Origin of the sequence: Kitasatospora cineracea (genome assembly GCF_003751605.1) — a bacterium.
GTDB classification, from domain to species: domain Bacteria; phylum Actinomycetota; class Actinomycetes; order Streptomycetales; family Streptomycetaceae; genus Kitasatospora; species Kitasatospora cineracea.
On record NZ_RJVJ01000001.1, the window covers coordinates 3,430,217 to 3,449,048 of the forward strand.

16 protein-coding genes are annotated in these 18,832 nt (G+C 73.8%); 15 read left to right on the forward strand and 1 reads right to left on the reverse strand.

Going from position 1 to position 18,832, the window contains the following annotated elements; genetic code table 11:
* The first annotated feature begins 263 nt into the window (after positions 1 to 263).
* The 14 genes from EDD39_RS15640 to EDD39_RS15695 all read left to right on the forward strand — a co-directional run bounded on the left by EDD39_RS15640 (position 264) and on the right by EDD39_RS15695 (position 15,428).
* The gene (locus EDD39_RS15640) at positions 264 to 809 is read left to right on the forward strand and encodes a TIGR02234 family membrane protein (RefSeq protein ID WP_123556568.1); all 546 of its coding nucleotides are present in this window, start codon (positions 264 to 266) and stop codon (positions 807 to 809) included.
* Positions 810 to 955: 146 nt separating this feature from the next.
* A complete protein-coding gene (locus tag EDD39_RS15645; protein ID WP_030460103.1) occupies positions 956 to 1,204 on the forward strand; it encodes an HGxxPAAW family protein in 249 nt (82 codons plus the stop codon).
* Positions 1,205 to 1,325: 121 nt separating this feature from the next.
* A complete protein-coding gene (locus tag EDD39_RS15650) occupies positions 1,326 to 1,766 on the forward strand; it encodes a DUF2752 domain-containing protein (RefSeq protein WP_123556570.1) in 441 nt (146 codons plus the stop codon).
* 153 nt (positions 1,767 to 1,919) lie between these two features.
* Positions 1,920 to 2,732, forward strand: a complete 813-nt coding sequence (gene trpC, locus EDD39_RS15655; protein ID WP_030460101.1) for an indole-3-glycerol phosphate synthase TrpC — start codon at positions 1,920 to 1,922, stop codon at positions 2,730 to 2,732.
* Positions 2,733 to 2,741: 9 nt separating this feature from the next.
* Positions 2,742 to 2,891, forward strand: coding sequence for a tryptophan biosynthesis modulator TrpM (gene trpM / locus EDD39_RS42695; RefSeq protein WP_360291891.1), 150 nt, complete (start codon positions 2,742 to 2,744; stop codon positions 2,889 to 2,891).
* 53 nt (positions 2,892 to 2,944) lie between these two features.
* Positions 2,945 to 4,177: a tryptophan synthase subunit beta gene (gene trpB / locus EDD39_RS15660; protein WP_030460100.1), complete on the forward strand. Its 1,233-nt coding sequence runs from the start codon at positions 2,945 to 2,947 to the stop codon at positions 4,175 to 4,177.
* A gap of 1 nt (position 4,178) precedes the next feature.
* The gene (trpA, locus tag EDD39_RS15665) at positions 4,179 to 4,988 is read left to right on the forward strand and encodes a tryptophan synthase subunit alpha (RefSeq protein ID WP_123556572.1); all 810 of its coding nucleotides are present in this window, start codon (positions 4,179 to 4,181) and stop codon (positions 4,986 to 4,988) included.
* Between the two features lie 166 nt (positions 4,989 to 5,154).
* Positions 5,155 to 5,325, forward strand: coding sequence for a hypothetical protein (locus EDD39_RS39590; RefSeq protein ID WP_162870036.1), 171 nt, complete (start codon positions 5,155 to 5,157; stop codon positions 5,323 to 5,325).
* Between the two features lie 129 nt (positions 5,326 to 5,454).
* The gene (locus EDD39_RS15670) at positions 5,455 to 5,967 is read left to right on the forward strand and encodes a MauE/DoxX family redox-associated membrane protein (protein WP_208765506.1); all 513 of its coding nucleotides are present in this window, start codon (positions 5,455 to 5,457) and stop codon (positions 5,965 to 5,967) included.
* Positions 5,968 to 6,044: 77 nt separating this feature from the next.
* Positions 6,045 to 6,902 carry a DsbA family protein gene (locus EDD39_RS15675; protein WP_123556574.1) on the forward strand — a complete coding sequence of 286 codons (858 nt, stop codon included), beginning with the start codon at positions 6,045 to 6,047 and terminating at the stop codon, positions 6,900 to 6,902.
* Between the two features lie 80 nt (positions 6,903 to 6,982).
* Complete coding sequence (gene lgt, locus EDD39_RS15680; RefSeq protein WP_123556576.1) at positions 6,983 to 7,999, forward strand: prolipoprotein diacylglyceryl transferase; 1,017 nt, start codon at positions 6,983 to 6,985, stop codon at positions 7,997 to 7,999.
* A 181-nt stretch (positions 8,000 to 8,180) separates the two neighbouring features.
* Complete coding sequence (locus tag EDD39_RS15685; protein WP_123556578.1) at positions 8,181 to 8,921, forward strand: VIT1/CCC1 transporter family protein; 741 nt, start codon at positions 8,181 to 8,183, stop codon at positions 8,919 to 8,921.
* Positions 8,922 to 9,349: 428 nt separating this feature from the next.
* A complete protein-coding gene (gene gltB / locus EDD39_RS15690) occupies positions 9,350 to 13,975 on the forward strand; it encodes a glutamate synthase large subunit (protein ID WP_244256746.1) in 4,626 nt (1,541 codons plus the stop codon).
* Positions 13,968 to 15,428: a glutamate synthase subunit beta gene (locus tag EDD39_RS15695; protein ID WP_123556580.1), complete on the forward strand. Its 1,461-nt coding sequence runs from the start codon at positions 13,968 to 13,970 to the stop codon at positions 15,426 to 15,428. The genes gltB and EDD39_RS15695 overlap by 8 nt, the downstream gene beginning before the upstream one ends.
* A 156-nt stretch (positions 15,429 to 15,584) precedes the next feature.
* Here EDD39_RS15695 and EDD39_RS15700 read toward each other — a convergent pair whose 3' ends face one another.
* Positions 15,585 to 15,947: a nuclear transport factor 2 family protein gene (locus tag EDD39_RS15700; RefSeq protein WP_123556582.1), complete on the reverse strand. Its 363-nt coding sequence runs from the start codon at positions 15,945 to 15,947 to the stop codon at positions 15,585 to 15,587.
* A 96-nt stretch (positions 15,948 to 16,043) separates the two neighbouring features.
* Here EDD39_RS15700 and EDD39_RS15705 point away from each other — a divergent pair, with 96 nt between their 5' ends.
* Positions 16,044 to 18,776 (forward strand): helix-turn-helix transcriptional regulator, encoded by a 2,733-nt coding sequence (locus EDD39_RS15705; protein WP_123556583.1) that lies wholly within the window; start codon positions 16,044 to 16,046, stop codon positions 18,774 to 18,776.
* Positions 18,777 to 18,832 lie beyond the last annotated feature (56 nt).

The following is an 18,832-nucleotide window of genomic DNA, read 5'->3' on the forward strand; positions in this document are numbered from 1 at the left end:
CCCTTGGCCTCCAGCCCTTGGCCTCCGGCCCCCTGGCTCTTGGCCTCCCGCCTCCGGCCTTCGGTCCCTTGGCCTCCAGCCCTTGGCTTTGGCCTCCGGCTCCTGGCCTCCCGCCTCCGGCCTTCGGCTCCTGGCGCCGGTCCGGCTGCGTCGGGGGTGGTGGGTGGGGGCGGGGTGAGGTCGGGGACACTGGGGGGGTGAGTGAGACCTCTGCTTCCCCCGCTTCCCCGAAGGCCCGTGGCTCCCGTGGCACGTTGGGGCTGATGCTGTTGCTGACCGCGCTGGGCGCCGTGCTGGTGCTGACGGCGGTGGGGCGGACCTGGGCGGAGGGGGTGGCGCCGGGGATGGGCGGCAGCCGGATCGCGGTGCAGGCCAGCGGGAGCAAGCTGACGCAGCTGCCGACCGGGATGGCGCTGGTGGCGATGGCGGCGGCGGTCGCGGTGTTCGCGGTGCGCGGCCGGACCCGGGTGCTGGTGGGCGCGCTGACGGTGCTGGCGGGCGTGGGGGCGGTCGTCGGGGCGGTGATCGGGTACACCGACACCGCGGGGCTGCACGCCGTCGCGGCCGGCCGGCTCGCGCTGTCCAGCGGCCGGGCCGAGGAGATCACCCGGACGGCGTGGCCGTGGGTGGCGCTGGCGGGCGGGGTGCTGCTGGTGGCGGCGGGGGTGCTGACGGCGCGGTTCGGCAGCGGCTGGCCGGCCATGGGCTCCCGGTACGAGGCGCCGACCCGGAAGGCGGCGACGGGGAAGGCGGCCGGCCCGGCGGACCTGTGGAAGGCGCTGGACCGGGGCGAGGACCCGACCGGCTGACCGTCCGCGGCGCAGTGTGCGCGGCACCACGCACGCCCCGGCTTGGGTGTGCCGTGTTCGGCCCGGCACAATGGAGGCGTCAACCCGTCGAGCGCCGCCCCAGGGCCGCCCGACCGGGCCCCGGAGAAACAAGGAGCACCAACAAGATGGCTGCAGCAGCGCACGGCCACACCCCCGCCGCGTGGACCGGCGTGGTCATTTCCTTCGTCGGCTTCTGCGTCGCGGGTGTTGCGATGATCATGCCGAACGTCGTGCTGGTCATCGCGGGCCTCGCCGTGGTCCTGATCGGCGGCGTGGTCGGCAAGGCCATGTCGATGGCGGGCATGGGCAAGCAGCCCAGCAAGAACTTCGCCCCGATCGGCGCCGAGGAGCGCAGCGCGGTCACCGCGGGCTGAGTGCCGGTAGGGCGAGAGCGGAAGCAGGACGGAGCGGACGGCGGGCCCAGGGCCCGCCGTTCGGCGTTTCGCGGGCCGGGGTGGGGCCGTCCGGGGGCGCGGCGGGGGCACAATCGTGCCCGTGAACGCTCCCGCCGCCCCGTCCTGCGCCGCCGGTCCGGCGCGCCGTCTGGTCCGTCCGCTGGCGGCGCTGGTCTCGGTCGCGCTGCCGGTCGGGTTCGTCGCGCTGGTGGATCCGAACGCGCCCGGCCACTACCCGGTCTGCCCGTTCCTGCGGGCCACCGGCTGGTGGTGCCCGGGTTGCGGGGGGCTGCGCTGCGTGCACGCGCTGACCAGGGGGGACGTGCTGACGGCCGGGCACGACAACCTGCTGGTGGCGGTGGGGGCGTTCGTCCTGCTGGCGCTCTGGGTGCGCTGGGTGGTGCGGGCGGTGCGCGGCCGGCCGGGCGGGGGGTGGCGGGTCACCGGGCGGCAGGCGGGGGCGCTGGTCCTGGTGCTGCTGCTGTTCGCGGTGGTGCGGAACCTGCCGGTCGGGACGCTGCTGGCGCCGCCGGCGGTGTGAGCCGGGCGCGCGCGGTGTCCGCCGGGCGGTCCGCCGATCGAGACGCGCGCCGGTCGGATGCGGAGTGCGCCCCCCGCGCCCGATACCATCGAAGGGCCGGGACCGCGCTCGACGCCCCCGGCCTCACCACCGAAACACGATGGGGGCGCACGCGTGACTGTGCTCGACGAGATCATCGACGGGGTCCGGCAGGACCTCGCCGAGCGACAGGCCCGGGTCTCCCTGGACGAGCTCAAGGAGCTCGCCGCGAAGGCGCCCGAGGCGAAGGACGGCGTGGCCGCGCTGCGCGGTGACGGCGTCCGGGTGATCTGCGAGGTCAAGCGCTCCAGCCCGTCCAAGGGCGCGCTGGCGGCGATCGCCGACCCGGCCGCGCTGGCGGTCGACTACGCGGCCGGCGGGGCCGCCGCGATCAGCGTGCTCACCGAGCAGCGCCGCTTCGGCGGCTCGCTGGCGGACCTGGACGCGGTGCGCGCGGCGGTGCCCACCCCGATCCTGCGCAAGGACTTCATCGTCACCGCCTACCAGCTGTGGGAGGCCCGCGCGCACGGCGCGGACCTGGCGCTGCTGATCGTCGCCGCGCTGGAGCAGCCGGCCCTGGTCTCGCTGATCGAGCGGGCCGAGTCGATCGGGCTGACCCCGCTGGTCGAGGTGCACGACGAGGAGGAGATCGCCCGCGCGGTGGACGCCGGCGCGCGGATCATCGGCGTCAACGCCCGCAACCTGAAGACGCTGGAGGTCGACCGGAACACCTTCGGCAACGTGGTGGACGCCATCCCGGCGCACGTCGTCAAGGTCGCCGAGTCGGGCGTGCGCGGCCCGCACGACCTGATCACCTACGCCAACCAGGGCGCCGACGCGGTGCTGGTCGGCGAGTCCCTGGTCACCGGCCGGGACCCGAAGGCCGCGGTCGCCGACCTGGTCGCCGCCGGGGCGCACCCGGCGCTGCGCAACAACGGGCGGGGCTGAGCCCCGGCCATGTCGATCGCCACCCGTCTCGCCCCCGGCTGCCGCCCGCGCGGCTGTCGCGCGCCCGCGCGCCGGGCGCTGGGGCGGCGGGTGCGGTACGTGATCGGCTGCGAGCCCGGACAGGTCCCCGGACGCCGATGGCGCGGCACCTGCGGCTGACGATTCGCCGCAGGCTCCCCCTTCCACGCCGTCAATCCTTCATCCGAGGACGGATCATGTCCGAGCACTACCTTCCGGGCGCCCAGGTGCCCGACGCCCGCGGTTACTTCGGCGCCTACGGCGGCCGCTTCATCCCGGAGGCGCTGGTCGCCGCCGTGGAGCAGGTCGCCGAGGAGTACGAGAAGGCCAAGAACGACCCGGCGTTCGCCGCCGAGCTGGACGCCCTGCTCAAGGACTACACCGGCCGGCCGAGCCCGCTGACCGACGTCCACCGGTTCTCCGCGGAGGCCGGCGGGGCGCGGGTCCTGCTCAAGCGCGAGGACCTCAACCACACCGGCTCGCACAAGATCAACAACGTGCTGGGCCAGGCGCTGCTGACCAAGCGGATGGGCAAGACCCGGATCATCGCCGAGACCGGCGCCGGCCAGCACGGCGTGGCCACCGCCACCGCCTGCGCGCTGTTCGGCTTCGACTGCACCGTCTACATGGGCGAGGTCGACACCGAGCGCCAGGCGCTGAACGTGGCCCGGATGCGGATGCTGGGCGCCGAGGTCGTCCCGGTGAAGTCCGGCAGCCGGACCCTGAAGGACGCCATCAACGAGGCGTTCCGGGACTGGGTCGCCAACGTCGACTCCACCCACTACCTGTTCGGCACGGTGGCGGGCCCGCACCCGTTCCCGATGATGGTCCGCGACTTCCACCGGGTCATCGGCGTCGAGGCCCGGCAGCAGGTGCTGGACCGCACCGGGAGGCTCCCGGACGCGGTGGTGGCCTGCGTCGGCGGCGGTTCCAACGCGATGGGCATCTTCCACGAGTTCATCCCGGACGCGGGCGTGCGGCTGGTCGGCTGCGAGGCGGCCGGCGAGGGGGCCGAGACCCCCAAGCACGCGGCCACCCTGACCAAGGGCGACCCGGGCGTGCTGCACGGCTCGCGCACCTACGTGCTCCAGGACGAGGACGGCCAGACCATCGAGTCGCACTCGATCTCGGCCGGCCTGGACTACCCGGGCGTCGGCCCGGAGCACGCCTGGCTGAAGGACACCGGACGGGCCGAGTACCGCCCGGTGACCGACGCGCAGGCGATGGAGGCACTGCGGCTGCTGTCCCGCACCGAGGGCATCATCCCGGCGATCGAGTCCGCGCACGCCCTGGCCGGTGCGCTCGAACTCGGCCGCGAGCTCGGCCCGGAGGCGACCATCCTGGTCTCGCTCTCCGGCCGCGGCGACAAGGACATGCACACCGCTGCCGAGTACTTCGGCCTCTACGACGCCGAGGGGACCAACTGAGATGGCCGACACCAAGCTCACCACCGCGCTGGCCGCCGCGAAGGCGGAGGGCCGGGCGGCCCTGATCGGCTACCTGCCGGCCGGCTTCCCGACCGTGGACGGCGGCATCGCCGCGATCAACGCGCTGATCGAGGGCGGCTGCGACGTCGTCGAGGTCGGCCTGCCGCACTCGGACCCGGTGCTGGACGGCGCGGTCATCCAGACCGCCGACGACATCGCGCTGCGCGGCGGCGTGAAGATCAAGGACGTGCTGCGCACCGTCGCCGAGGTCGTAGCGGCCCACCCGGCCGTGCCGGTGCTGGTGATGACGTACTGGAACCCGGTGGACCGCTACGGCACCGCCCGGTTCGCCGCCGACCTGGCCGCGGCCGGGGGAGCGGGCTGCATCCTGCCGGACCTGCCGGTGGAGGAGTCCGAGGAGTGGCGCAAGGCGGCGGCCGAGCACGGTCTGGACACCGTGTTCGTGGTCGCCCCGTCCTCGAAGGACCACCGGCTGGCCGAGGTCACCGCGGCCGGCTCCGGCTTCGTGTACGCGGCCGCCGTGATGGGCGTGACCGGCACCCGGGCCGCGGTCGGCAACCTGGCCGAGGACCTGGTGGCCCGCACCCGCGCCACCACCGCGCTGCCGGTCTGCGTCGGCCTGGGCGTCTCCAACGCCGACCAGGCCGCCGAGGTCGCGGCCTTCGCGGACGGCGTGATCGTCGGCTCCGCGTTCGTCCAGCGCCTGCTGGACGCCGAGCGGTTGGCGGACGGCACGGCCGCCGTCCGGGCGCTCGCGGGCGAGCTGGCGCAGGGCGTCCGCCGGAAGTAGCACCGCAGCGCGCGAAGGGCCGCCCGGGGAGCAACTGCCGCTCCCCGGGCGGCCCTTCGCGTGCCGTGCCTACTCCGCGAGGGTGAAAAACCGGCGGGTGCTGGTACTCCCGTCCCCGCCGGGGCCGTTGGACCCTCCGGTGGTTCGTCGGCGAAAGGGCATCCGGATGGCGCGGGTTCACAGGGCGGTGCTGCTGCGGGCGCTGGCGGCGGGGCTGGCGCTGGCCGCCGCGCTGGCCGGAAGCGGGGGCGTGGAACGGGAGTTGGCACGCCGCGGGGCGGAGCGGGCGGTGCTGTGCCAGCAGGCCGACCAGGTCTGCGGCCCGTCGGCCCGATGATCCGGAAAATCGGACGTATGACCGTTTAAGGTCGCTCAAACGGCTTAACTCGCCAATGTGGAGGAACCCCCCGCCATCCCCTACGGTTCATCAGGCAGGAAACGGTGGAACGCGCCCGAGGGGGAACTGATGGCCAGTCAGCAGGCCGACCGGGGCCGGGTGAGCGGGCTGCGCCGGGCGGTGGACGGCTCGGCGGCCGAGTGGTTCGGGCTGGCGGTGCGGCTGGGCCTGGCGCTGGTCTGGGGCTGGGCGGGGCTGGCGAAGGTCGCCGACCCGGCGGAGGCGGCCCAGGCGGTGCGGGCGTACGAGATCCTGCCCGAGTCGCTGGTCAAGCCGGTCGGCTGGGGCCTGCCGTTCCTGGAGCTGGCGCTGGCCCTGCTGCTGCTGCTCGGCCTCGGGACCAGGATCGTGGCGATCGTCTCGGGCGTGCTGCTGCTGGTCTTCATCGCCGGGATCTCCTCCGCCTGGGCGCGCGGCATCTCGATCGACTGCGGCTGCTTCGGCGGCGGCGGCACGGTGGACGAGTCGCAGACCAAGTACCTGCAGGAGATCCTGCGCGACTCCGGGTTCCTGCTGCTGGCGGCGTGGCTGGTCTACCGGCCCCGGACGAAGCTCTCGCTGGACGCCTGGCTGGCCGCCTGACCCCCGGCGCGCCCCTCCCCACCGATCCGCGCCCGCGGACCCCGACGACCCGACCCCTGGACTGGCAAGAGCACCCCATGAGCGAGAAGAACCGAGAAGGCAAGCGCAACGCCCGGGACAAGATGAAGGAGGCCCGGGCCGCCGAGGAGGCCAAGGCGCGGCGGAACAGGAAGCTGGCGGTCGGCGGCGTGGTGGCCGTGGTGATCGCGGCCGCCGTGGTGGTCGGCGTGGTGGTGCAGAACCAGCGGTCCAAGCCGGAGACCCCGACCGCCGCCCCGGCCGGCACGATCGGCGACAAGAACCTGGTCATCCCGGTCGGCGCCGCCAACGCCCCGTCCACGCTGACGGTCTACGAGGACCCGCGCTGCCCGGCCTGCGGCAGCTTCGAGCGGACCTTCTCGCCGACCGTCGACCAGCTGGAGGACGCCGGCAAGGTCTACGTCAACTACCACATCGTCTCGTTCATCGACCGCTCGCTGGGCGGCAGCGGCTCCAAGTACGGCGCCAACGCGCTGGGCTGCGCGCAGGACGCCGGGCACTTCCGCGACTACCACGACGTGCTCTACCGCAACCAGCCGGAGGAGACCGAGGACTCCTTCGGCACCAAGCAGACCCTGATCGACCTGGCCAAGCAGGTCCCCGGGCTGGACACCCCCGAGTTCCAGTCCTGCGTCAACTCCAACAAGTTCGGCGGCTGGGTCTCCGCGGTGCAGCAGGACTTCGACAAGTCCAGCTACAAGTCGACCCCGACGGTGCTGCTGAACGGCGAGGCGATCTACCCGAAGAAGGGCGACGAGCAGATCAGCCCGGAGAACCTGGTGAAGTGGGTGGACGCGGCCAACCAGGGCAAGCAGCTCGGCACCCCCGGCTCCAACGGCCAGAGCCCGGCGCCCAGCTCGACCGCCGCCGAGTCCAACACCCCGCCCTCGCCCTGACCGGCGGCCGCCGCGTGACGCTACCGTGACCGGCTCCGGTGCCGGTGTGACCGGTGGGACACGGTAGCGTCGAGAGTGCCATGGATCTCGCATACATTCCGAGCCCGTCGCGGGGCGTCCTCAACCTGGGGCCCATCCCGCTGCGCGCCTACGCCTTTTGCATCATCATCGGTGTCGTCGTGGCCGTGTGGCTCGGCAGCAAGCGGTGGGTCGCCCGCGGCGGCGGCCGCCACACGGTCGGCGACATCGCGGTCTGGGCGGTGCCGTTCGGCCTCGTCGGCGGCCGGCTCTACCACGTCGTCACCGACAACCAGCTGTACTTCGGCGAGGGCAAGCACCCGATCGACGCGCTGAAGATCTGGGAGGGCGGCCTCGGCATCTGGGGCGCCATCGCCTTCGGCGCGGTCGGCGCCTGGATCGGCGCCCGCCGCCGCGGTGTCCCGCTGCCCGCCTACGCCGACGCGATCGCCCCCGGCATCGTGCTGGCCCAGGCCTGCGGCCGCTGGGGCAACTGGTTCAACCAGGAGCTGTACGGCCGCCCCACCACCCTGCCCTGGGGCCTGAAGATCGACAAGACGCTCCCGGACGGCACCGTGGTCCAGGGCATCTACCACCCGACCTTCCTGTACGAGTCGATCTGGTGCGTGCTGGTCGCCGTCCTGGTGATCTGGGCCGACAAGCGCTTCAACCTCGGCCACGGCCGGGCCTTCTGGCTGTACGTGGCGGCCTACACGGTCGGCCGGTTCTGGACCGAGTGGCTGCGGATCGACGAGGCGCACCGCTTCTTCGGCCTGCGCCTGAACGACTGGACCGCGATCCTGGTCTTCCTCGGCTCGGTCGCCGCCTTCGTGCTCTCCGCCAAGCTCCGCCCCGGCCGCGAGGACCCGGACTCGATCGACCCGCAGGCCACCGCGGAGCGCGCCGAGGCCGCGGCCGCCGCCGAGTCCGCCCCGGCCGGGGACGCCCCGGCCGAGTCCGCCCCGGTGAAGGACGCTCCGGTCGAGTCCGCCTCGGACGAGGACCGGGCGGACGCCACCGCCGAGCCGGTGCCGGACACCCCCGCGAAGCTCTCCAAGGACTCCGAGAAGCCCTCCTGAGCTGCTGCGCCCGACCCCGTTGGGGCCGCCCCGCCGAGACCGGCGAGGCGGCCCCAACTGCCTTTGGGCAGGCTTACTTTGCTGGAAACTCGCAGGTCAAACGGCTACGTTCGAGGAGCAGCAAGCCCGGCCGGCGCCCGCCCCGGGGGGAACCGCCGTGCCCGGAAGGGGAGCCGTCCGCATGAGCACCATCACCGCAGACCCGCACACCGACAGCCCGCAGCCCCGGATACCCGACGCCGACCACCACCGGGACGTCAACGGCGGCTGGCTGCGCCCCGCCGTGTTCGGCGCGATGGACGGCCTGGTCTCCAACTTCGCGCTGATGACCGGCGTGGTGGGCGGCGACGCCGCGCCGAGCACCGTGGTGCTCACCGGCCTGGCCGGCCTGGCGGCCGGCGCGTTCTCCATGGCGGCCGGCGAGTACACCTCGGTGGCCTCCCAACGCGAGCTGGTGGAAGCCGAGTTGGAGGCCGAGCGGATCGAGCTGCGGCGCAACCCGCACGGCGAACTGGCCGAACTGGCCGAACTGTACGTGTCCCGGGGCGTCGACCCGGAGCTGGCCCGCGAGGTGGCCCGACAGCTGTCCGCCGACCCGGACACCACGCTGGCCGTGCACGCCCGCGAGGAGCTCGGCGTCGACCCGGACGACCTGCCCTCGCCGCTGGTCGCCGCGGTCTCCTCGTTCGGCTGCTTCGCGCTCGGCGCGCTGCTCCCGGTGCTGCCCTACCTGCTGGGCGCGACCACGCTCTGGCCGGCCGCGCTGCTGGCGGTGCTCGGCCTGTTCGGCTGCGGCGCCGTGGTGGCCCGGGTGACCGCCCGCAGCTGGTGGTTCTCCGGCCTGCGGCAACTGGTGCTGGGCGGCGCCGCGGCGGGCGTCACCTACCTGCTGGGGCGGCTGATCGGCGGGGCGATCGGCTGACCGGCCACCCGGACGGACCTGTACGAAAACCCAGACCTCTGTATAGTTATGCCATGGAACGCGTGATGTTCCGCACATGGGCCCGAGCCTGCACCTTGCCCTAGTCTCGACATCCGGCTGTCGACCCCCGCAATCGAAACCGGGGGCGGCGTCGACTTCGAAGAATCCCAGGTGAGGACACCCCAACGGCTGTTCCGAGGGCGTTTCGCCCTCGTTTCACGCCCTTCGGCACCGGGCACACTGGAGGGAACGCGCGACGCTGCGCCACCCCCTCCATCCGCCCCCTGACCTGGGGATCATCCCGAGATGTGGACGTCTGAATCCACTTCCCGGGACAAGCGGCATCATGTAACCTGCACCGACAAATCGCATCAGGGCCAACGTCGTCCCTTTGCATGAAGCAACTGTTTACGACGACGGGAGAGCCGATGCTGTCTGCATCCCTGCCCTCCGGCCACGAGGACGCCAAGGCCACCGGCCCCTACGCCCTCGTCCCGGATGCGCGCCCCCAGGCCCAGGGTCTCTACGACCCGCGCAACGAGCACGACGCCTGCGGCGTCGGCTTCGTGGCCACGCTGACCGGCATCGCCGACCACAAGATCGTCGAGCAGGCGCTGACCGTCCTGCGCAACCTGGAGCACCGCGGCGCCACCGGCGCCGAGCCGGACTCCGGAGACGGCGCGGGCATCCTGACCCAGGTCCCGGACGCGTTCCTGCGCGCCAACACCGACTTCGAGCTGCCGGCCGCCGGCTCCTACGCCGTCGGCATCGCCTTCCTCCCGCAGGACGACGAGGAGGCCGCCGCCGCGGCCACCCGGATCGAGGTCATCGCGGCCGAGGAGGGCCTGGCCGTCCTCGGCTGGCGCGACGTCCCGGTCACCCCCGACCTGCTGGGCGCCACCGCCCGCTCCGTGATGCCGCGCTTCCGCCAGCTCTTCGTCGCGCAAGCGACGAACGACAAGCACAGCGTCACGCACGGCGAGCGCACCGGCATCGCGCTGGACCGGGTCGCCTTCGTGCTGCGCAAGCGCGCCGAGCGCGAGGCCGGGGTGTACTTCCCCTCGCTCTCCGCCCGCACCCTGGTCTACAAGGGCATGCTGACCACCGGCCAGCTGGAGCCCTTCTTCCCCGACCTGTCGGACCGGCTCTACGCCTCCGCGATCGGTCTGGTGCACTCGCGCTTCTCCACCAACACCTTCCCGAGCTGGCCGCTCGCCCACCCGTACCGCTTCGTCGCGCACAACGGCGAGATCAACACGGTCAAGGGCAACCGGAACTGGATGACCGCCCGGGAGTCCCAGCTCGCCACCGACCTGATCCCCGGCGACCTGGACCGGATCTTCCCGATCTGCACCCCGGACCACTCCGACTCGGCGTCCTTCGACGAGGTCCTGGAGCTGCTCCACCTCGGCGGCCGCTCGCTGCCGCACTCGGTGCTGATGATGATCCCGGAGGCGTGGGAGAACCACGCCACCATGGACCCGGCCCGCCGCGCGTTCTACCAGTACCACTCCAACCTGATGGAGCCCTGGGACGGCCCGGCCTGCGTCACCTTCACCGACGGCACCCAGATCGGCGCGGTCCTGGACCGCAACGGCCTGCGCCCGGCCCGGTACTGGATCACCGAGGACGGCCTGGTCGTGCTCTCCTCCGAGGTCGGCGTGCTCGACATCGACCAGGAGAAGGTCACCAGGAAGGGCCGCCTGCAGCCCGGCCGGATGTTCCTGATCGACACCGCCGAGCACCGCATCGTCGAGGACGAGGAGCTCAAGGCCGCGCTCGCCGCCGAGCACCCCTACGAGGAGTGGGTCGCGGGCGGGCAGATCCAGCTCGCCAAGCTCCCCGAGCGCGAGCACATCGCGCACACCCACGCCTCGGTCACCCGCCGCCAGCAGACCTTCGGGTACACCGAGGAGGAGCTGCGGGTCATCCTCGCGCCGATGGCCAAGACCGGCGGCGAGGCGCTCGGCTCGATGGGCACCGACTCGCCGATCGCCGCGCTCAGCGAGAAGCCGCGCCTGCTGTTCGACTACTTCACCCAGCTGTTCGCCCAGGTCACCAACCCGCCGCTGGACGCGATCCGCGAAGAGCTGGTCACCTCGCTGCACAGCAACCTCGGCCCCGAGGGCAACCTGCTGGACGCCTCCCCGGCGCACTGCCGCTCGGTCGGCATCACCTTCCCGGTGATCGACAACGACGAGCTGGCCAAGCTGGTCCACATCAACGCGGACGGCGACCAGTCCGGCCTGAAGGCCGTCACCCTGTCCGGCCTGTACAAGGTCGCCGCGGGCGGCCAGGGCCTGGCCGCCCGGCTCGCCGAGATCGCCGCCGAGGCCGACGCCGCGATCGCCGACGGCGCCCGCATCGTCGTCCTCTCCGACCGGCACTCGGACGCCGAGCACGCGCCGATCCCGTCGCTGCTGCTCACCTCGGCGATCCACCACCACCTGATCCGCACCAAGCAGCGCACCCAGGTGTCGCTGCTGGTCGAGGCCGGCGACGTCCGCGAGGTGCACCACGTCGCGCTGCTGGTCGGCTACGGCGCCGGCGCGGTCAACCCGTACCTGGCCATGGAGTCGGTCGAGGACCTGGTCGCCCAGGGCGTGTTCGTCTCGGGCATCGAGGCCGAGAAGGCGATCAAGAACCTGATCAAGGCGCTCGGCAAGGGCGTCCTGAAGGTGATGTCCAAGATGGGCATCTCCACCGTCGCCTCCTACCGCGGCGCGCAGGTCTTCGAGGCCATCGGCCTCTCCCAGCAGCTGGTGGACGCCTACTTCGCGGGCACCACCACCAAGCTCGGCGGCATCGGCCTGGACGAGATCGCCAAGGAGACCGCCGCCCGGCACGCCAAGGCGTACCCGGCCTCCGGCATCGCCGCCGCGCACCGCGCGCTGGAGATCGGCGGCGAGTACCAGTGGCGCCGCGAGGGCGAGCCGCACCTGTTCGACCCGGAGACGGTCTTCCGCCTCCAGCACTCCACCCGCACCAAGCGCTACGACGTCTTCAAGCAGTACACGGACCGGGTCAACTCCCAGTCCGAGCGCCTGATGACGCTGCGCGGCCTGTTCCAGCTGGACGCCCTCGGCCGGACCCCGATCCCGCTCGACGAGGTCGAGCCGGTCTCCGAGATCGTCAAGCGGTTCTCCACCGGCGCGATGTCCTACGGCTCCATCTCGATGGAGGCGCACGAGACCCTCGCCATCGCGATGAACCGGCTCGGCGGCAAGTCCAACACCGGCGAGGGCGGCGAGGACCCGGAGCGCCTGTACGACCCGGCCCGCCGCTCGGCGATCAAGCAGGTCGCCTCCGGCCGGTTCGGCGTCACCTCCGAGTACCTGGTCAACGCCGACGACATCCAGATCAAGATGGCCCAGGGCGCCAAGCCCGGCGAGGGCGGCCAGCTGCCCGGCCACAAGGTCTACCCGTGGGTGGCCAGGACCCGGCACTCGACCCCGGGCGTCGGCCTGATCTCCCCGCCGCCGCACCACGACATCTACTCCATCGAGGACCTGGCTCAGCTGATCCACGACCTCAAGAACGCCAACCCGGACGCCCGCATCCACGTGAAGCTGGTCTCCGAGGTCGGCGTGGGCACCGTCGCGGCCGGCGTCTCCAAGGCGCACGCGGACGTCGTCCTGGTCTCCGGCCACGACGGCGGCACCGGCGCCTCCCCGCTCACCTCGCTCAAGCACGCGGGCGGCCCCTGGGAGCTCGGCCTCGCCGAGACCCAGCAGACCCTGCTGCTCAACGGCCTGCGCGACCGCATCGTCGTGCAGACCGACGGCCAGCTCAAGACCGGCCGCGACGTGGTCATCGCCGCCCTGCTGGGCGCCGAGGAGTTCGGCTTCGCCACCGCCCCGCTGGTGGTCTCCGGCTGCATCATGATGCGGGTCTGCCACCTCGACACCTGCCCGGTCGGCGTCGCCACCCAGAACCCGGTGCTGCGCGACCGGTTCTCCGGCAAGCCCGAGTTCGTGGTCAACTTCTTCGAGTTCATCGCCGAGGAGGTCCGCGAGCTGCTCGCCGAGCTCGGCTTCCGCTCGATCGAGGAGGCCGTCGGCCACGCCGAGCACATCAACGCCCAGGCCGCCATCGACCACTGGAAGGCCGCCGGGCTCGACCTGGCCCCGCTGTTCCACGTCCCGGCGCTGCCCGAGGGCGCGGCCCTGCACCACACCACCGCGCAGGACCACGCGCTCGACAAGGCCCTCGACAACCAGCTCATCGAGCTCGCCGAGGACGCCCTGGAGCGCGGCGAGGCCGTCCGCATCCAGCTGCCGGTCCGCAACGTCAACCGCACCGTCGGCACCATGCTCGGCCACCAGGTCACCAAGCGGTACCGCGGCGAGGGCCTGCCCGAGGGCACCATCGACGTCACCCTGACCGGCTCGGCCGGCCAGTCGTTCGGCGCCTTCGTGCCCAGCGGCATCACGCTGCGCCTGGAGGGCGACGCCAACGACTACGTCGGCAAGGGCCTGTCCGGCGGCGTGATCGTGGTCCGTCCCGCCCGGGACGCCGCCGCGATCGGCGCCGACGCGCAGAACCACGTCATCGCCGGCAACACCATCGGCTACGGCGCCACCTCCGGCCGGATCCACCTGCGCGGCAAGGCCGGCGAGCGTTTTGCGGTCCGCAACTCCGGTGCGACCCTGGTGGTCGAGGGCGTGGGCGACCACGGCCTGGAGTACATGACCGGCGGCCGGGTGCTGATCCTCGGCGAGACCGGCCGGAACCTGGCGGCGGGCATGTCCGGCGGCATCGCCTACGTGCTCGACCTCCGCCCGGCCAACGTCAACAGCGGCATGGTGGGCATCGAGGCCCCCGGCGCCGCCGACCGCGACTGGCTGCGCGAGACCGTCCAGCAGCACTACGAGGAGACCGGCTCCACCGTCGCCGCCGAGCTCCTGGCCGACTGGGGCAGCGGGGTCTCCCGCTTCTCCAAGATCATGCCCACCGACTACAAGGCTGTGCTCGCCGCCAAGGACGCCGCTGAGCGCGATGGCCTCTCCGAGGTGGAGACCACTCGCAAGATGATGGAGGCGGCAAATGGCTGACCCCAAGGGCTTCCTGACCACGCCCAAGCAGCTGGCGGAGCGCCGTCCGGTGGACGTCCGGCTCCGCGACTGGAACGAGGTCTACGTCGAGCGCAGCCTCCTTCCGATCATCACCAAGCAGGCCGGCCGCTGCATGGACTGCGGCATCCCGTTCTGCCACAACGGCTGCCCGCTCGGGAACCTCATCCCCGAGTGGAACGACCTCGCCTACCGGGACGACTGGACCGGCGCGATCGAGCGGCTGCACGCCACCAACAACTTCCCGGAGTTCACCGGCCGCCTGTGCCCGGCTCCGTGCGAGTCGGCGTGCGTCCTGGGCATCAACCAGGACGCGGTGACCATCAAGAACGTCGAGGTCACCATCATCGACAAGGCCTGGGACCGCGGCGGGGTCACCCCGCAGGTCCCCGAGCGCCTGTCCGGCAAGACCGTCGCCGTGATCGGCTCCGGCCCGGCCGGCCTGGCCGCCGCCCAGCAGCTCACCCGGGCCGGGCACACCGTGGTGGTGTACGAGCGCGCCGACCGGATCGGCGGCCTGCTGCGCTACGGCATCCCCGAGTTCAAGATGGAGAAGCGCCACATCAACCGCCGCATCGAGCAGATGCGCGCGGAGGGCACCCGCTTCCGCACCGGCGTCGAGGCCGGCGTCGACATCAGCGGCCAGGACCTGCGCTCGCGCTTCGACGCGGTCGTCGTCGCGGCCGGCGCCACCACCGCCCGCGACCTGCCCGTCCCGGGCCGGGAGCTGAACGGCGTCCACCAGGCGATGGAGTACCTGCCGCTGGCCAACAAGGTCCAGGAGGGCGACTACGTCGACTCCCCGATCTCGGCCAAGGGCAAGCACGTCGTCGTCATCGGCGGCGGCGACACCGGCGCCGACTGCGTCGGCACCGCGCACCGCCAGGGCGCGGCCTCGGTCACCCAGCTGGAGATCATGCCGCGGCCCTCCGAGGACCGCCCGGCCGGCCAGCCCTGGCCGACCATGCCGATGACCTACAAGGTCACCTCGGCCCACGAGGAGGGCGGCGAGCGGATCTACTCCGTCTCCACCACCCACTTCGCCGGCGACGAGGACGGCAACGTCCAGGAACTGCACCTGGTCGAGGTCGAGTTCAAGAACGGCAAGTTCGAGCCCGTCCCCGGCAGCGAGAAGGTCATCCCGGCCCAGCTGGTCACCCTCGCCATGGGCTTCACCGGCACCGACGTCAAGAACGGCCTCGTCGAGCAGCTCGGCGTCGACCTCGACGCCCGCGGCAACGTCGCCCGCGACGGCAAGTTCGGCACCAACGTCGACGGGGTGTACGTTTGCGGTGACGCCGGTCGCGGCCAGTCCCTGATCGTCTGGGCGATCGCGGAAGGCCGCTCGGCCGCCTCGGCGGTCGACGCCTACCTGGGCGGCAAGACCCCGCTCCCCGCCCCGATCAAGCCGACCGACCGCTCGCTGGTGGTCTGACCGACCGCCGCCCCACGAACGCCCAGCCCCCCGCGAGGGGGGTACGGCCGACAAACACCGACCCGCCAGAGCCGCCGGGACCCGGTCATCACGACGCCTGCCCACTCCCCGACCAGGTAAGGGCAGGCGTCGTTGTCGTTCCCGGACCCCGCGCGTTCAGGCCGCCGGGACCTTGTCGAGGAAGCCGACCACGGTGGCGATCCGGCCGTCCCCGTCCGCGGTCAGGACGTCGAAGCCGACCACCAGGGGCTCCGCGGCGCCCTCCGGGGCCAGCTCCCAGGTGAAGCGGGCCACGTGGTGGTGGGCGTCGACCGGGCCGAGGCGGAAGACCAGGCCGGCGAACTGGGCCTGGACGGCGGCCAGGGCGGCGTCGAACTGCTCGTGGCCGCGGGTCTCGACCAGCGGGTCGGTGTAGCTGCCGTCGGCGGCCCAGGTCTCCTCGACGAGCTTGCGGCGCGCGGCCGGGTCGGTCTCGTTCCAGGCGGCCAGGTAGCGCTCGGCCAGGTGCTGCAGGTCCATCGTGGTCTCCTTCTGAGCTGCGGTCTCCCTTGCAGGACAAGAAGTTACGGAGATCGCCCGGCCGGGGAATCGGTCACCCATAGGTAGGGTCGACCCATGCTGTACGGACGGGGGACGGAACGGGCCGCGGTCGACCAGCTGCTCGCGGCGGCCGGCGGGGGACGGGCCGGGGCGCTGGTGCTGCGCGGCGAACCGGGCATCGGGAAGAGCGCACTGCTGGACGCGGCCGCCAGCGCGGCCGCCGGGTGGCGGGTGCTGCGGGCCGCCGGAGTAGAGAGCGAGGCCCGGCTGCCGCACGCGGTGCTCAGCCAGCTGCTGGCCCCCGCCCTGGGCGAACTGGACGGCCTGCCCGGACCGCAACGGGCCGCGCTGGAACGGACCCTGGGCCTGGCCGACGGCCCCGCCGGGGACCGGCTGCTGGTCGGCCTCGCGGTGCTCACCCTGCTCGGCGACCTCGCCGAACGGCAGCCGGTCCTGGCCCTGGTGGACGACCTCCAGTGGGCCGACCCGGAGTCCGCGGCGGTGCTGCGGCTGGCCGCCCGCCGGCTCGGCGCCGAACGCGTCGCCCTGCTGCTCGCCACCCGGGAGGACGACGGCCCCGACCCGGCCGGACTGCCCGACCTGCGGATCGGACCGCTGGCCGAACCCGACGCGGCCGCCCTGCTGCACCACCTCGCCCCCGAACTCCCGGACCCCGCACGGGTGCTGGCCGCCGCCGCCGGCAACCCGCTGGCCCTGCGCGAACTCCCGCACGGCGCGGACACCGGCGCCCTGCCGCCCGCCGGACGGCTCCGGCTCGCCTACCACGGCCAGGTCAGCCGCCTGCCCGGCCGCACCCAGCGCTGGCTGCTGCTCGCCGCCCTGGAGGAGACCGGGGCCCTGGAAGTACTGCTGCGGGCCGCCGCCGAGAGCGGCCTGGACGCCGCCGACCTCGCCCCCGCCGAGGAACAGGGCCTGCTGAAGGTCGACCTGACGGCGGGCCGGGTGGCGTTCCGCCACCCGCTGCTGCGCTCCGCCGTCGCCGACCGGGCCCCGCTCGTCGACCGGCTGGCCGCGCACCGGGCCCTGGCCGCCGCCCACGGGCCCGCCGAACCGCTGCGCCGGGCCTGGCACCGGGCCCTGGCCGCCACCGGCCGGGACGCCGACGCCGCCGGAGAACTCGCCGCCGCGGCCGGGGCCGCCGCCGCCCGCGGCGGGCACACCGGGGCCTCCGCCGCCTACGAGCGGGCCGCCCGGCTCAGCCCCGACCCCGACCTCGCCCGCCGCTGGACGGTCGAGGCGGTCGAGGCCGCGCTGGAGGCCGGCGAAGTGGACCGGGCCGAACGGCTCGCCCTCGCCGCCGACCGGCCGGACAGCGACCCGGTGACCCGCGCCCACCTGCTGTTCGCCCGCGGCGTCGCCGAGTTCTGGCGCGGCGAGCACGGCCCCGCGCACCGCCGGCTGACCGAGGCCGCCGCACTCGTCGCCGACCCGCACCCCGGCCCGGCCGCCCGCGTCCTGGTGCAGGCCGTGCACGTCGCCTGGTACGACGGCCTCCCGGCCGTCCGGGACACCCTGGCGGCGCTCACCGCCCTGCCGCTGCCCGCCGACGACCCGCTCGAACCGGTCGTCCGCTACCTGGCGGCGGCGCTCGGCCCGCTGGTGGGGGAACAGGAGCAGGAGCAGGAGCAGGGGCCGGACGCGGGTCCGGCCGGCGCCGGGGGAGCGGGCGCCGGGGTCCCCACGTTGCCCGAGGCGGAGCGGGCCGCGCGGGCGGCCGGGGCGGCGGTGCCCGTCGACCTGGCGCTGGCCTGCGGGGCGGGGCTGGTGCCCGGCCACGACGCGGAGGTGCTGGACCTGGCCCGCCGGCTGGTCCGGGAGGGGCGGGAGGCCGGGGCCTTCGGGACGCTGCCGACGCTGCTGTTCTTCCTCGCCGAGGCCGAGCTCTTCGACGGCCGCCCCGGCCTGGCCGCCGACCACGCGGCCGAGGCGCTGGGGCTGGCCCGGGACACCGGACAGCCGCTGTGGACCGGGCAGTTGCACGGCTTCCTGGCCTACCTGTCCGCCGTCCGCGGCGACGGCGACCCGTGCCGGGAGCAGGCCGCCGCGGCCTTCGCCCGGGGCGGCGCGGGCGCCCCCTGGGCGCGCTGGGCGCTGGGCGTGCTCGACCTGGGCGCGGGCCGGGCCGAGGACGCCTTCGGGCAGCTGGCCGCGCTCACCGGCGGCCCGCACGCGCACCACGTCAGCGCGGTGCGCGCGGTGCCCGACCTGGTGGAGGCCGCGGTGCGGCTGCGCCGGGGGGAGCGGACCGCCGGGCCGCTGGCCGGGTTCGAGCGCTGGGCCGCGCGGGCCGACCGGCCGTGGGCCCGGGCCCTGGTGCACCGCTGCCACGCGCTGCTGGCGCCCGACGAGTTCGCCGAGGACCGCTACCTGGCGGCGCTGGCCGGGCACGCCGAGCAGCCCCGGCCCTGGGAGCAGGCCCGGACCGAGCTGCTGTACGGCGAGTGGCTGCGCCGCGGCCGCCGCAAGGCGGAGGCCCGGGCCCCGCTGCGCTCCGCCGAGCAGGCCTTCCGGCGGCTGGGCGCCGGGCCGTGGGCGGAGCGGGCCCGGCTGGAGCTGGAGGCCACCGGCGGCCCGGCCGCCGCGGGTCCGGAGCGGACGGTGGCCGGGCTGACCCCGCAGGAGTCGCAGATCGTCCGGCTGGCCGCGCAGGGCCTGTCCAACCGGGAGATCGCCGCGCAGCTGTTCCTGAGCGCCCGCACCGTCGGGCACCACCTGTACAAGGCGTACCCGAAGCTCGGCGTGGGCTCGCGCACCGATCTGGCGGGCGTGCTGCCGGCGCTGTCCTGAGCGGAGTCGAAACCCGGGCCCGTACAACGGATTGGCCAAATACCGGAAGGATCTCG

Bases quoted from the DNA above. Each gene is read 5' to 3' on its own strand.
- EDD39_RS15640 (WP_123556568.1), top strand. From the start codon at position 264: ATGCTGTTGCTGACCGCGCTGGGCGCCGTGCTGGTGCTGACGGCGGTG.
- EDD39_RS15645 (WP_030460103.1), top strand. From the start codon at position 956: ATGGCTGCAGCAGCGCACGGCCACACCCCCGCCGCGTGGACCGGCGTG.
- trpM (WP_360291891.1), top strand. From the start codon at position 2,742: ATGTCGATCGCCACCCGTCTCGCCCCCGGCTGCCGCCCGCGCGGCTGT.
- trpA (WP_123556572.1), top strand. From the start codon at position 4,179: ATGGCCGACACCAAGCTCACCACCGCGCTGGCCGCCGCGAAGGCGGAG.
- EDD39_RS39590 (WP_162870036.1), top strand. From the start codon at position 5,155: ATGGCGCGGGTTCACAGGGCGGTGCTGCTGCGGGCGCTGGCGGCGGGG.
- EDD39_RS15670 (WP_208765506.1), top strand. From the start codon at position 5,455: ATGGCCAGTCAGCAGGCCGACCGGGGCCGGGTGAGCGGGCTGCGCCGG.
- EDD39_RS15675 (WP_123556574.1), top strand. From the start codon at position 6,045: ATGAGCGAGAAGAACCGAGAAGGCAAGCGCAACGCCCGGGACAAGATG.
- lgt (WP_123556576.1), top strand. From the start codon at position 6,983: ATGGATCTCGCATACATTCCGAGCCCGTCGCGGGGCGTCCTCAACCTG.
- EDD39_RS15685 (WP_123556578.1), top strand. From the start codon at position 8,181: ATGAGCACCATCACCGCAGACCCGCACACCGACAGCCCGCAGCCCCGG.
- gltB (WP_244256746.1), top strand. From the start codon at position 9,350: ATGCTGTCTGCATCCCTGCCCTCCGGCCACGAGGACGCCAAGGCCACC.
- EDD39_RS15695 (WP_123556580.1), top strand. From the start codon at position 13,968: ATGGCTGACCCCAAGGGCTTCCTGACCACGCCCAAGCAGCTGGCGGAG.
- EDD39_RS15700 (WP_123556582.1), bottom strand. From the start codon at position 15,947: ATGGACCTGCAGCACCTGGCCGAGCGCTACCTGGCCGCCTGGAACGAG.
- EDD39_RS15705 (WP_123556583.1), top strand. From the start codon at position 16,044: ATGCTGTACGGACGGGGGACGGAACGGGCCGCGGTCGACCAGCTGCTC.